The following is a 12,946-nucleotide window of genomic DNA, read 5'->3' as shown; positions in this document are numbered from 1 at the left end:
TTTCCAGCTATTTGCTATCGAAACTCTAGCATGTAACAACTTCCTTTTTTTCCTTTTCATGAATGGTCAAGAATACTTCCTCCAGCGATTCACTGGCATGCTCACGATAAATTTCCTCCAAAGTGCCAAAGGACCGTACCCTGCCATTAAATAAAATCATGACTTTGTCGGCGATTTCAATGGCGTCTCGCATAATATGACTGCTGACAATCACGGTTTTGTGTTCATTTTTCAGCTTTTGTAAAATTCTTTTAAATTGAATAACCCAGTAAGGATCCAATCCATTCGTAGGCTCATCCAATATATAAATATCCGTATCTGCCAGCAAACATTGAGCAAGATTAAGGCGTTGGGACATCCCTTTCGAGAAGCCTCCAGCCTTTTGATTGCGCTCCTCCCATAAGCCGACGTCATGCAAAACTTGATTGATTTTTTCTTTGTCCACTTTCAGGAATTTCCCATAATAATTTAGAATTTCAATGGGCGTCAAATCAGGAGGGAAATTCATTTGGTCGGGCATATAGGCAAATGGCTTTTTCTTTTTTGAATGAAAGATAACATTTCCCGAAGAGGCATGGTCAATCCCTGTTATCATTTTGATCATCGTACTTTTTCCTGCACCGTTGCCCCCGCATAACACAACACAATCCCCTAGATTAATTTCTGCATTTACCGGATGTAAAGCCGTTTTATGCTTATATTTTTTGGAGAGATTTCTTAATTCAAGAATCATAACTAGACTCCCCTTTTCTTCAACATTTTAGTGGAGATGGCCATGGCAATCCACATTAGAAGCACAATGGAGATCATTAATGCAATGGACAGAGTACCGCTCTCATTCCATTTTTCAATCATTAGAAACTCTGGACCAAATACGTATTCTGCATTAAGCTTTGAAATGGACCATACTCGAATGGATTCTATCGGATTAAGCAAAATGAAGAAAAATAAACTTTTGAGTTTAAAAGCATACGGAATCCAATTGATAACCGTCATGATGACAAACTCGTAAATGAAAACAGTCAGGCACCAGAAGAACAATGCATATGACAGACCTTGCATCCTCGTTTTGCTAATTGCCCCAACGATCAAGGCAGCGGCAGAAAACACAATAATGAGCAGCATATTCACACTCAGGAATACTTGAAAGATCGAAGCTTGGAAGGATTTCCCGATGATAGAAAAAACAAGGCCAAATAATCCATAAGAAACACCCATAACGACAAACATGGAGATCACTAATGATAAAAACTTGCTGAGCATATACTTCCAATAGGAAACTTGATACGTATTATATAATCCCAGTCTGCCGCTCTCTTTGTCCCCAATAATGGAGTTTGCTCCTAGTATTAAACAAATAATCGGCAAAAGCCATAGGGATAAATTAATCAGAAGTGCGATAGAACGATTATACGCGGTTTGATTTATATTTGTTGTATTTTCTGGTTGCTTTGTGATCTCCTTTAAGCCGTAATACTCAGGATTCACGCCCATTGTTTCAATATTGCTATTAACCCCCTCTAAACCGTAAGTGACTTTGACGGGATCGAGTTTTACAGAGTTCAACCCATAGAAATAGAGCAGTCCAGATAGAAAAATAAAGAGAATCATAAAATTCAATAACCATTTACTTCTTAGGAGCAGACGCAGCTCATGTTTTACCATTGAATACAAAATATCCATCATTTTCCCTCCAATCTATGGATATCTCCTTCATTTAATGCCCGTGCTTAGTATCCTTTAACTCCTTTTCCAACAATTCCTTTACAGTATAAACCTCTCCGCCTTGTACCTTTTGCATATCTGATGCTTGTTTCTCTGTTTCATATGCGGCAATTCCATAATTCATAGGGCTGTGAATATTCTTACTTTGGACGAAAGTGCTATTATCGAACGAGATCCATTCCTTTGAATCGAAGTCGTGAACGAAGGCTGCTTCATACTTTGGCTGATGTTCTTGCATATAAACAACCATACAGCCAATATCATCGAATAACATTGGTTTCCCATTCTCTAAAATGATCTGTGCGGCCGAATGTAAGTCTTCAATGCCCATATGGCAAGTATCGCAATCTTCCTCATTTGCTTTTATTTCAACTGGAGCAGCTGTTTTACTAGAACATGCAGTTAAGAATAGCACGACAGAAAGTAGTATGATCGTCCATCTACACTTCATGCTTCTCCCTCCCAAACTTAAATAAAATATAGGAACTTACCGATAAAATGAGTAAAAATGAGAATACTTGAGACAAACTCATATCTCTTTTCTCTTTATAAGACAGTTCACTTTGACTTTTCTCCCAATAAATGGGTGCCGGGTTCATAAGCGGATATTCATCAATTACAAACGTATCAGATGGGATCGGGGTGTACTTTTCAATCATATTCCATAGCTCCACCGCAGGGCTTCGATGAAAAATTTGCAAATATGGCTCTTTACTTGTCATATTGTAAAAAACGTCTCCGCTTTTATAGGCAAAATCGACAATCTTATCTTTATTTAGGCTTAACGATTGATGATCATCGTAATAATTTCCATACTGGTCCTTGTTAAACATATTTTCATTCTGATTATCAGAAATAATTTGTTTTGTATTTTTATAAAAATTATTTAAATATACAAAATTTTGTTCGGAATTTTTTCTTAATTCCAATCCTGTATCGTTTTCTAGAAAAGTATTAAACTCAATCCGATTTCGTTTCGCATTTTCCATCAGGATTCCCTTATAGTTGCTCATGACGACATTGGAGGCAATTTTTGAATCGAAAGTGTCAAAGATAAACATCCCTGCCCCATCGATTTTTGTATTTAAATAAAAGATATTTTCTAGAATAAAAACTTCATAGCTTTGCATAATCATTAGCCCGTTCACACTTTCACGAACTTGATTTTGCGAGATGAGGACATTTCTGGAATCCATCGTATGAACCCCATACCGCGTCCGGATCATTTGATTCCCTTTCACTTCACAAGATTCGGAATAGGATACATAAACTCCATCCTGTGTATCATAAATAAAGTTACTATTGGCAGATGTATTCGGTGCCTTCACTAAATAAATCCCATAACCATTATGTTTGGAACTCTCGTCAAAACTTGTAATCGTATTTTGTTCAATGCGATGGCCATAGCTTTCATGAGCATAAATCCCATGAAATACATTTTTAATTAAATTATGATGAATATGAGAACGATTGCCTTTAATATAAATCCCGGCGTTCTGAGAACCGCTGCCTTCTATCTGCAGACCTTCAATTGATACGTCATCAGCTTCAATTGTAATAACATTGCTTTCATATGGACCGATGATCTTGGCTCCTTTTTCACCGATTAGCTGGACGGGATGGTTAATCGTAAATGACCCGTTATATTCACCTGCTTTGAGGTTTATCACAGACCAAGAATGATTTAATAGAGCCTCCTGAAGCTCCTTTGTATTGGATACAGTCAGCCCGGCCCCGTGTACTTTACCTGCAAAAATGAACCACGAACATACAATAAATAGGAGAACTTTTTTATACATTTGGGATACACCTCCCCAATCACTGTTCCGATTATACAGCTTGAAGGGCAGTGTTCCTACGTTTCATGTTTCAAACTTTCAGTAAATATGATAGGAATATCTGCCCTCTATTTTGAATTTTAAGGTTCACATTATTATTTTTTTCTAGTATACTTTTAGTTGTGTGATTTATATATTTATTAATGGCTCATTGTAGCCTTACCGTCGTCTTCACCTGTTTCGGTAACTTTAAGAATGGCGACGGCTCCTTTTTGAGCATGGTTGAATTGGTGTGTAACAATTGGATAGCTTCCGACTCTCGTTACAGTAAATTCAACTACAGCACCACCGCTGGCTGGCAGCATAACTGTTTGTAATCCTTTGTAATGGTTATATGGGTTACCGTCAATATAGACATCATCAAATATTGTACCAACTACATGGAATGAGCTTACTTCATTTGGTCCTACGTTGTTAATGTAGATTCTTACTCGGTCTCCTACTTTCGCTAACAGAGGCTGATCTTTTAGTGTAAACGTATCGCCATTTGTATGTCGGTCGCCTTCATGTAGAGCTTTTGTTGAGAATACGACTTGGCTTGGTACACCATTTGTGAAATCATCTAAATCGTTATATTTATACCATTCGTTTTGAATCATGACGAATTCTTTATTAATTCCTTGATCTGTTGGATAGCCATCTTTCGGTTTAACAATGATCGTACCGTGCATTCCGTTTGCGATATGTGAAAGGACCGGAGCTGTTCCACAGTGGTACATAAATACACCTGGCTTATTAGCTGGATAGCTGAAAGTACCTGATTCATTAGGCTTTACGTTAGAAAAATCTTTAGATGGTGCTGCATGAACAGCATGGAAATCCATACTATGCGGAATGGCTGGATCCATATTCTTTAATGTAAAGTTAATTGTATCTCCTTCATTTACTACTACAACTGGCCCAGGGGCTTCACCGTTAAATGTCCAAGCTTTGTACATATACCCTTTGTCAATTTCAATGTCTGTGATCTGTGAAGTCATTTCTACGTTTACTTCTGTAGGACCCACTCTTTCAATTTTTAAAGGTACCGGTTCTTGATTCAATCCTTTATGCGGGGCAATAACTTCATTATTACTTTTCTCGGCTGCTAATACCTTTTGTTCTGGCTGTGGTTTTTCTTGTAAAGATTGTTGGTTACATGCGGTTAATAAGCTTAGTCCAATTGCGGATGTTAGAAGATATTTCATACCTTTATTCATGTTAATTCCTCCTTATATTCCTTTTCCTTTACATCTTAATCATACCGATTCCATACTTGCGAATAGGTGATATTCCTCACAAAAGATCATGAGTCTGTGAAAAGTTTGTGAAGTATGTTCACAACAATTTGCATACCTTACATACAGTCTCTTCTTCTATTCATAAAAACCTTGAAAACGCTTTAATTCCATATGTCCTCTAATTCCATGGAAATGTAGGTTTTAATTGTGCTATACTTTAACAGCGATAAATATTGGCCGTTTTTTTAATCTTTTAATCTAAAAGTGTAGGATTTTTGCTTTCATCATCGTCTATTATAATGAAGGCGGAAAAAGCTATTAGGGACCCTACTTACAAAAAAGGAGAATTTCAGGAAAAATGATAGTAGATTTTATGATGATTTTAAAAGCAATCATTCTTGGATTAGTTGAAGGTTTAACAGAATTTGCCCCAGTCTCATCTACCGGGCATATGATCATCGTGGATGATATGTGGCTTCATACGAAGGATTTTTTAGCGGACTCTACAGCAAATACATTTAAGGTAGTCATACAGTTAGGATCCATACTTGCTGTTGTCATCATCTTTAAAGATAGATTTATTGACATGCTAGGTCTAAGAAGACGGAAAAAGGGTTCAGCGGTTCCAGAAAGACGTTTGAAGCTGACACAAGTTATTGTCGGACTGATTCCGGCCGGTATTCTCGGAGTTGTATTTAAGGATTATATCGATGAAAACTTATTTTCAACTAAAACAGTATTAATAGGCTTAGTTATTGGAGCTGTCTTTATGATCCTAGCAGATATTTTTGGAGGGAAACAGCCAAAAGTGGACACGGTGGATCAAATTACTTATAAACAAGCGTTTTCCATTGGATTAATTCAATGCTTTTCACTTTGGCCTGGATTTTCACGCTCGGGTTCAACGATTTCTGGCGGTGTATTGCTCGGATTAAGCCACCGTGCAGCGGCTGATTTCACATTTATCATGGCTGTACCGATTATGGCCGGTGCAAGTTTTATCTTCCTATTGAAAAACTGGCAATATTTCACGATCGATGCCTTGCCATTTTTCATCGCCGGATTTATTAGCGCCTTTGTTTTCGCCCTTGTATCGATTCGTTTCTTTTTAAAACTGATAAATAAAATAAAACTCGTGCCATTCGCCATTTACCGAATTGTTTTGGCATTAGTCATTTATATCGTATATTTCTAAAAGCGGACTAGCCTTAGTCCGTTTTTTGTGTGAGCATTTCATTTACCTGTTTTCATAAACATTGATAAAATACCTTTCATAGGCAAAACCTTTAAGTGAATATCGTATGAAAGTAGATGAATATTATGGCAGTACAGTCTGAAAATAAATCACTTAACGAAATTCGTTATTCTGTTTTAGATTTATCCCCAATCGTAGTTGGCGGTACAGCATCAGAGGCTCTTCGGAATACATTAGATCTTGCACAGCATGCCGAAAAATGGGGCTATCACCGATACTGGCTTGCAGAGCATCATAATATGCAAGGAATAGCCAGTTCTGCAACTTCGGTTGTCATCGGGCATGTTGCGGCAGGTACATCGTCCATTCGGGTTGGTTCCGGCGGTGTTATGCTGCCTAATCACTCTCCACTCGTGATTGCAGAACAGTTCGGGACTTTGGAATCCCTTTTTCCAGGGAGAATTGATTTAGGGCTCGGCCGTGCACCGGGAACTGATCAATTAACCGCCAGAGCCTTAAGAAGAAGCAGCCGTACGGATGGATCAGAATTTCCCGAACAGCTAGAGGAGCTTCGCACATATTTCGATCCGTCCAGAACTACAGCATCTATGCCTGTTCGTGCAGTGCCGGGTGAGGGATTAGATATTCCCATTTGGCTGCTGGGTTCAAGCGGTTTCAGTGCTCAACTTGCGGGGCAGCTTGGACTTCCCTTTTCTTTTGCCAGTCATTTTTCACCCGAGAATACGTTGCCTGCTCTTGATTTATATTACCGCAGCTTCCGCCCTTCTAATGTTCTTGAAGAACCTTATGCAATGGTTGGATTGAATATCATTACGGCAGATACCGATGAAAAAGCGAAGCGGCTTGCAACATCCCTTAAGCTGCAATTCCTTAATCTTATTCGCAATACACCTGGCCAGCTCCAGCCTCCAGTCGACAATATGGATGATCATTGGAGCGAATATGAGAAAGCACTGCTGCAAAAACAGCTTGGTTCCTCCATTATTGGAAGTCCGGACAAAGTGAAAGCTCAGCTGCAAAGCTTCATTCAAGACACAAAGGTTAACGAAATCATGGTCACCGCCCAAATCTATAAACACGAAGAAAGGCTGCGATCCTTTGAAATTGTCTCAGAGATTATGAATGGAGTGGAGTAGCAGTTAAATATCCGTCATCTTTTGATGACGGATATTTTGATAGTACTTTATCAAACATTTTTATTTCTCTTCGACAAGTTCATCGACGAGCTTTTCTGCTGCACGCCGATATAGATTGCTCATATGGGCTAGTGAGGCAATCATAAGCGATTTCTCTAATTCCTCGGAGTCATTCTCTTTCATTCCCCTTATCTCTTCATTAACATCCTTTCCTTTTTGCTCTATTTCTTCTTTAAATGCATGGATGTTTTTTTCAGTTAAGTGAAGAAAGCTTTCATAGAAATCATCTACATTCATGCTTTGCTTCATAATTTTTTCATTGATGCCAGACAATGTTTCTTTTATGTCATTAATCGAGAGAGCCCCTTTTAATTGATAAATAAAACTGATTAAAATGAGATGCTCTTTTGAATACTTTTTATTTTTGATTGGAAATAGCAGCTTTCCTTTCGCATAATTATTAATCATTGTTTTTGTCAGGATCTTTTCATCCTCATTGCGCTTCGTGCTGCTAAATTTATTTTCAAACAGCTGAATCACTTGATCCATATAAAGATCAATGTCAGGAATTTCATTTAAATAAATTTGGCTAGTTAAATTCAGTGATTCTATCATTTTTTGCAAATTTTCCATCTATATAAACCTCAATATTCTTATTTTATAAATAAATAATACTGTATAAAAAAGACAAAGTAAACAATTGACTATGTGTTGAAATGGATGTATTATGATAAGTAGTTATAGAAACTACATAGGGTCATATTAGGAGGATTACTGATGACATCTTATATTCGAGAGCCCATTAACGGTCTTACACACTTAGCAGGAGCGATTCTTTCTTTCATTGGACTGTTGGCAATGGTCATTAAAGCTTCAATCACAACCGCATCTCCGATTGCCATCACTTCTGTTATTATTTTTGGCATTAGCATGATTCTGCTATACTCCGCATCAGCCACCTATCATATGGTAGTTGCTAAGGATAAGGTCATTGTCTTTCTTAGAAGACTCGACCATTCAATGATTTTTGTTTTAATTGCGGGATCCTATACGCCCTTTTGTCTGATTAGCTTAAAGGGAGCAACAGGCTGGATTATCTTTTCAATTGTTGCAACAATCGCATTGTTAGGCGTCCTTTTTAAAATGATCTGGTTTAATTGTCCAAGATGGTTATCAACGGTACTTTATGTAGCAGTAGGCTGGATCATTGTTTTTGCCTTCTCGCCTTTATCTGAGTCTTTAAGCTCGGCTGGTACTCTTCTCCTATTAGCCGGGGGAATCCTTTACACAATTGGTGGCGTCATTTACGCGCTTAAGCCTAAATTTCTAGAATTTGATCATTTCGGTTTCCATGAAATTTTTCATATTTTCATTATGCTCGGCAGCATGGCTCATTTTCTCTGTGTTTATTTATATGTAATATAAGAAAGAACCCGCAAATAAAGCGGGTTCTTTCTTATTATTAATAGCCCATATTCATAAACATCGAAAAGAAAAATGCAAATAATAATATGACTCCAATTACAAGTAGAATAAATAAGGCAACAATAATCCATCCTAACACTTTTCTACCCGTCACTATTAAGTAAATCCCTAAACCCAATAGACCGAAAACAAATCCAAGAATTCCCCAAAGGACCGGGCTTTTCCCATGCTTTGGTGCATCTATAACCATAAATACTGTAATGGCGATACTTAATATTAAACCAATGCCATACTCCATTTCTTCAAGTGCCTCCTTCCCCTGCTCAAAAAACAACAGATATTAAATTTCTATACAATATTAACAAAAATATGCAATGGTTTTAAGCCTAAAAGATTGTCTTAATGGGATTAATATTCCAACTGGCCCCTTTCTCCCATATGCCCGAACCTAAATAGTACATAATTTCCAGCCTAATTGGAAAATTTATATAGAGGGAGGGATGAATGATGATTGGCGGACTTATCAAAAAGATGCTTGTAAGTAAAAAGAAGAACACAACATTTCATGAGAAGTCTAATACGAAAGAAATTGAATTAAAAAATCAGCCCATTCTCCCAAACTTAGAAAAAATGATTGAAATTTTCAATCATATTTATTCTATTCCCATAAATACAGATGTGATTATTCGTAGGATAACGATCGGCGGATTGGACAGGAAAGCAGCTACTATTGCCATCAATTCAATCGCAGATTTCAAGATGATTGAAGAGCATTTACTCTCACCACTCTTAAAAAATGAGAATCCAACTAAAGAAATTGAAGATTTAATAGAATTTCAATCGTTATCTAAGGCCATGATTATTCAAGAAGCTATTAACATAATTAATAATGGCGGTGCCGTCCTTTTCATCGAGGGCTTTACCTTTGCATATGGTATAGCTGCAGATGCAATGGCCAGCAGACAAATCGATAAACCAGAAAATGAATTAACATTGAAAGGTCCAAAGGAGAGCTTTGCGGAAAAGCTGGATATAAATGTTTCATTAATTAGAAAAAGAATTAAAAATGAAAACCTTATGTTTGAAAATTTATCTGTATCAAAAAGAGCACGAAATACAGCCACTCTTGTCTATATAAAGGATTTAACAAATGAAGAATTACTTCATAATGTCAGGAAAAAGTTAGAAAAGATTGATGTTGATTCCGTACAAAATATAGCATTGCTAGAACAGTATATTGAAGATCGAAAAACTTCCTTATTTCCAACCATTTTGTATACAGAGCGACCTGATCGTGCTACTGCCTATTTGGACAATGGTTATATTGTTTTAATCATGGATAGTTCCCCTGCTGCACTCATTGTCCCAGCTACATTTTGGTCCTTCTATCATACAGCTGAAGATCATTATATGCGTTTCATACCCGCAAATTTCACAAGGATCCTACGGATGTTGGCGATTTTCATCACACTTTTCATGTCTTCCATTTATGTGGCAATGACATCCTATCATTCGGAAATGATTCCACCGGATTTGTTATTAGCAATTGCCGCCACAAGAGAAAAAGTGCCATTACCCGCATTTCTCGAAGTATTTCTAATGGAAATAGCCTTTGATCTTATTCGTGAGGCAGGCTTAAGGGTCCCCGCCCCAATTGGTCCAACAATCGGAATTGTAGGAGCATTAATATTAGGACAGGCCGCCGTTCAAGCAAATATCGTTAGTCCAATTGTCGTCATTGTAGTTGCATTAGCAGGACTTTGTTCATTTATACTTGGGGACGTAAACATGGATTATACGATTCGTTTAAGCCGTTATATTTTCATTTTAACTGCAGCCGCATTCGGCATTTACGGCATGACTGCCGGTTTTATTCTCGGAATATTTTATATGGTTTCAATAAAGTCCTTTGGTGTTCCGTATTTATCACCTTTGACACCAAGATATTTCTCATCGAACGACACTATTTTCAGAAGATTGCTGAAGGATGAAGTATTTCGACCAGGATATTTGAAGCCAAAAGACATGAAAAAAAACTAGGAGAATGTTAAGTGGATCAATCAAAGGGACAAATTGGAATCAGGGAATTATTCGCTATCATTATTCTCACTGTAGGCACAAAGCTAAGCGATGATACTCCTACCATCTTTTTTAAACATTTAAATACTGCTGCATGGATGGCGCCATTAATTATTGGGGCTGTTTCCTTTTTGCCTCTACTCCTACTCCACAAGACGTTAGACTTATACGGAGATAAGAATTTGGCAGAAATTATTCTCGATATTTTTGGTAAATATATCGGTTTCTTCATTCTTTTGTTTTTATTTGCGATATCATTCAGTGCGCTTTCAGTTGATTCAGCCATTTATGGAAATCTTGTTAGTTCAATGTATTTTACCAAGACACCTTATATAGTCATTCATGGACTGTCAATGGCATTATGTGTCTACGGGGCAAAAAAAGGGATAAGTAATATTGGATCAGTCGCATGGGCCTTTCTTTTATATATTAAATTAACCCTTTTGATTGTTATCTTACTGCTTTTTGTTAAAGGTGAAACAAACTTTCTGTTTCCACTTTTCGGACCTGGCAAATGGGAGATTATTAAAAAAAGTGTGACACATACATCAGTATTTGCTGATTTATTTTATATGGCATTGCTCTTTCCTTTCCTTAAAGATAAAGAAAATTATAAAAAGGGCATTTGGATCGGTCTTCTGTTCGTGATGATTGAAATGTCAGCTTCCATTATTGGTTATATTATGCTTTTTGATTATGTAGGTGCGAAAACAATGAATTATCCATTTCATGAAGCCATTCGATATTTTCAAATAGGGTTTTTAATTAATGTTGAAATTTTCTTTTTTCCCTTTTGGCTTGTTGCTGCCTTTATGCGTTTTACCATTTATTTATATATAAATGCCCTATTATTTAGCCATATTTTTAAAATAAAAGATATCAATTATTTCATACCGATCATGACAGCATTGGCAATAGTTCTAGGGTTAATTCCCGATAGTCCCTCTTTTTCACTTATCCATCTGCGTGAACATATAATCTACCTTACTACCCCGGTATTTCTCATTTTCCCGATAGTGATTTGGTTATTTGGAAAGATAAAAGGAGTAAAAAACAATGAAAGCGTCTCTAATTAAACTTTTCTTTCCAATGTTGATTATTATGTTATTAAGTGGGTGTTGGGATTTTAAGGAAATTGATAAACAAGATTACGTTGTTGCTCTTGGATTTGATAAGGCTGAGGTTGAAGGGATTAAAGTCAATTTTTTGATTACAAATCCAGAAGTAGGTTCGGTTCAAATGGGTGGCCAAACTTCAGAGCCTCCGACCGAAATTATTTCTGTTGAGACGAAGGAGCTTATTACACCTGAAAGCTTAGCAACCACCATTATCGCAAGAGAAATTTCTTTTGACATGATCAGAATAATTATGGTCTCAGAGGAGTTGGCGAAAGACAATGATTTTGTAAGGTGGATGTTTAATTTAACAAAACTTAAGGATATTCGCAGGGATAGTTACTTTATTGTTACAAGGGAAGAAACTCTTAAATTTATGGAAATAAACAAGCCTAATCTTGAGACTCGAGTACATAAATATTTTGAAAATATTATTCATAGGGGAAATGAAACCGGCCTCATTCCCTTTTCCGAGTTGCATTCGTACTTGAGAGTAACAGAGGCTGATGCCGACCTCTTTTTGGGAATCTATGCAACTACCGAACATGGTGAGGATGGAACGAAAGAAATGAATAATGAAGATAATATATTTGCGGGTCAATTCAATCCTAGTGGAACGACGAACAAAACGGAGTTTTTAGGTTCAGCAGTATTTAAGGAAGGAAGAATGATCGGAAAATTGACAGGGGAAGAAACTCGAATGACTTACCTTTTAAATAACATTAAGCATGCCAATGATATGCTTGCTTCTTTCCCAGACCCATTCAATAAAAATTACAATATGGGCTTAAGGATCTCGCGACAGGCGGAAGCTGATATTCAAATGAATTTGGTAAAGGGAAATTCCACCATCCGTATAACCGTTCCGCTTGTAGTAGATGTATTATCAGACCAAAGTATGGTAAATTACGCTAAGCAAAAGGATAAACGTGAGGAATTAAAAAGGCAAATTGAAGAACGGCTTGAAAAGAGATTGAATGATTTTGTAAAAAAAACACAGGAGGAATTCAAGGGTGAGCCTTTTGGATGGTCATTATATGCGAGAAAGCAATTTTCCACCCTACCCGATTATCAAAAATTTGATTGGATGAAATCATATCCAACGATGGATGCAAAAGTTACCGTTAAAGTTAAAATTAATGATTATGGAAGACAAAGTAAATTGCCTAATATTAAAAAGGTGAGGGATTAA

General features: G+C 36.9%; 13 protein-coding genes. 6 read left to right on the top strand and 7 right to left on the bottom strand.

Going from position 1 to position 12,946, the window contains the following annotated elements; all coding sequences use genetic code 11:
• Positions 1-25 precede the first annotated feature (25 nt).
• From AR328_RS00385 to AR328_RS00365, 5 genes are all read right to left on the bottom strand, one after another.
• Positions 26-733 (bottom strand): ABC transporter ATP-binding protein, encoded by a 708-nt coding sequence (locus tag AR328_RS00385; protein ID WP_066287711.1) that lies wholly within the window; start codon positions 731-733, stop codon positions 26-28.
• A 2-nt stretch (positions 734-735) separates the two neighbouring features.
• Entirely contained in the window at positions 736-1,683 is a 948-nt protein-coding gene (locus AR328_RS00380; RefSeq protein WP_231734725.1) for an ABC transporter permease, read from the bottom strand.
• A 34-nt stretch (positions 1,684-1,717) separates the two neighbouring features.
• Entirely contained in the window at positions 1,718-2,176 is a 459-nt protein-coding gene (locus AR328_RS00375; RefSeq protein ID WP_066287706.1) for a nitrous oxide reductase accessory protein NosL, read from the bottom strand.
• Positions 2,166-3,524 (bottom strand): right-handed parallel beta-helix repeat-containing protein, encoded by a 1,359-nt coding sequence (locus AR328_RS00370; protein WP_082677086.1) that lies wholly within the window; start codon positions 3,522-3,524, stop codon positions 2,166-2,168. The genes AR328_RS00375 and AR328_RS00370 overlap by 11 nt, the downstream gene beginning before the upstream one ends.
• 179 nt (positions 3,525-3,703) lie before the next feature.
• A complete protein-coding gene (locus AR328_RS00365) occupies positions 3,704-4,762 on the bottom strand; it encodes a multicopper oxidase domain-containing protein (RefSeq protein WP_066287700.1) in 1,059 nt (352 codons plus the stop codon).
• 379 nt (positions 4,763-5,141) lie between these two features.
• On the opposite strand from AR328_RS00365, the gene AR328_RS00360 reads away from it, so the two are divergent.
• The gene (locus tag AR328_RS00360; RefSeq protein WP_066287698.1) at positions 5,142-5,978 is read left to right on the top strand and encodes an undecaprenyl-diphosphate phosphatase; all 837 of its coding nucleotides are present in this window, start codon (positions 5,142-5,144) and stop codon (positions 5,976-5,978) included.
• Positions 5,979-6,103: 125 nt separating this feature from the next.
• Positions 6,104-7,135, top strand: a complete 1,032-nt coding sequence (locus tag AR328_RS00355; protein ID WP_066287694.1) for an LLM class flavin-dependent oxidoreductase — start codon at positions 6,104-6,106, stop codon at positions 7,133-7,135.
• Positions 7,136-7,195: 60 nt separating this feature from the next.
• On the opposite strand, the gene AR328_RS00350 is transcribed toward AR328_RS00355, so the two are convergent.
• Positions 7,196-7,768, bottom strand: coding sequence for a DUF1836 domain-containing protein (locus AR328_RS00350; protein ID WP_066287690.1), 573 nt, complete (start codon positions 7,766-7,768; stop codon positions 7,196-7,198).
• Between the two features lie 144 nt (positions 7,769-7,912).
• Here AR328_RS00350 and trhA point away from each other — a divergent pair, with 144 nt between their 5' ends.
• A complete protein-coding gene (trhA, locus tag AR328_RS00345) occupies positions 7,913-8,560 on the top strand; it encodes a PAQR family membrane homeostasis protein TrhA (protein ID WP_066287688.1) in 648 nt (215 codons plus the stop codon).
• Positions 8,561-8,597: 37 nt separating this feature from the next.
• Here the strand turns inward: trhA and AR328_RS00340 are convergent, their stop codons facing one another.
• Complete coding sequence (locus AR328_RS00340; protein ID WP_066287684.1) at positions 8,598-8,858, bottom strand: hypothetical protein; 261 nt, start codon at positions 8,856-8,858, stop codon at positions 8,598-8,600.
• A gap of 206 nt (positions 8,859-9,064) precedes the next feature.
• Between AR328_RS00340 and AR328_RS00335 the strand changes: the two genes are divergently transcribed.
• From AR328_RS00335 to AR328_RS00325, 3 genes are read left to right on the top strand one after another with little or no spacing between them, the layout of a single operon-like run.
• Positions 9,065-10,600, top strand: a complete 1,536-nt coding sequence (locus AR328_RS00335; protein WP_231734724.1) for a spore germination protein — start codon at positions 9,065-9,067, stop codon at positions 10,598-10,600.
• Positions 10,601-10,611: 11 nt separating this feature from the next.
• Positions 10,612-11,715 (top strand): GerAB/ArcD/ProY family transporter, encoded by a 1,104-nt coding sequence (locus AR328_RS00330; protein ID WP_066287679.1) that lies wholly within the window; start codon positions 10,612-10,614, stop codon positions 11,713-11,715.
• A complete protein-coding gene (locus tag AR328_RS00325) occupies positions 11,696-12,946 on the top strand; it encodes a Ger(x)C family spore germination protein (protein ID WP_066287676.1) in 1,251 nt (416 codons plus the stop codon). Before AR328_RS00330 ends, AR328_RS00325 begins: the two co-directional genes overlap by 20 nt.

The sequence above is a fragment of the Bacillus sp. FJAT-29937 genome (assembly GCF_001509555.1).
Taxonomy (GTDB): domain Bacteria; phylum Bacillota; class Bacilli; order Bacillales; family Cytobacillaceae; genus Cytobacillus.
The sequence above is the reverse complement of the archived record's forward strand: the minus strand, read 5'-3'. Positions and strand labels throughout refer to the sequence as shown.

What these genes read in the sequence shown, in the direction of transcription:
- AR328_RS00355 (WP_066287694.1), top strand. Translation starts at nt 6,104, where the DNA reads ATGGCAGTACAGTCTGAAAATAAATCACTTAACGAAATTCGTTATTCT.
- AR328_RS00335 (WP_231734724.1), top strand. Translation starts at nt 9,065, where the DNA reads ATGATGATTGGCGGACTTATCAAAAAGATGCTTGTAAGTAAAAAGAAG.
- AR328_RS00370 (WP_082677086.1), bottom strand. Translation starts at nt 3,524, where the DNA reads ATGTATAAAAAAGTTCTCCTATTTATTGTATGTTCGTGGTTCATTTTT.
- AR328_RS00325 (WP_066287676.1), top strand. Translation starts at nt 11,696, where the DNA reads ATGAAAGCGTCTCTAATTAAACTTTTCTTTCCAATGTTGATTATTATG.
- AR328_RS00375 (WP_066287706.1), bottom strand. Translation starts at nt 2,176, where the DNA reads ATGAAGTGTAGATGGACGATCATACTACTTTCTGTCGTGCTATTCTTA.
- AR328_RS00380 (WP_231734725.1), bottom strand. Translation starts at nt 1,683, where the DNA reads ATGGATATTTTGTATTCAATGGTAAAACATGAGCTGCGTCTGCTCCTA.
- AR328_RS00350 (WP_066287690.1), bottom strand. Translation starts at nt 7,768, where the DNA reads ATGGAAAATTTGCAAAAAATGATAGAATCACTGAATTTAACTAGCCAA.
- AR328_RS00385 (WP_066287711.1), bottom strand. Translation starts at nt 733, where the DNA reads ATGATTCTTGAATTAAGAAATCTCTCCAAAAAATATAAGCATAAAACG.
- AR328_RS00360 (WP_066287698.1), top strand. Translation starts at nt 5,142, where the DNA reads ATGATAGTAGATTTTATGATGATTTTAAAAGCAATCATTCTTGGATTA.
- AR328_RS00340 (WP_066287684.1), bottom strand. Translation starts at nt 8,858, where the DNA reads ATGGAGTATGGCATTGGTTTAATATTAAGTATCGCCATTACAGTATTT.
- AR328_RS00365 (WP_066287700.1), bottom strand. Translation starts at nt 4,762, where the DNA reads ATGAATAAAGGTATGAAATATCTTCTAACATCCGCAATTGGACTAAGC.
- trhA (WP_066287688.1), top strand. Translation starts at nt 7,913, where the DNA reads ATGACATCTTATATTCGAGAGCCCATTAACGGTCTTACACACTTAGCA.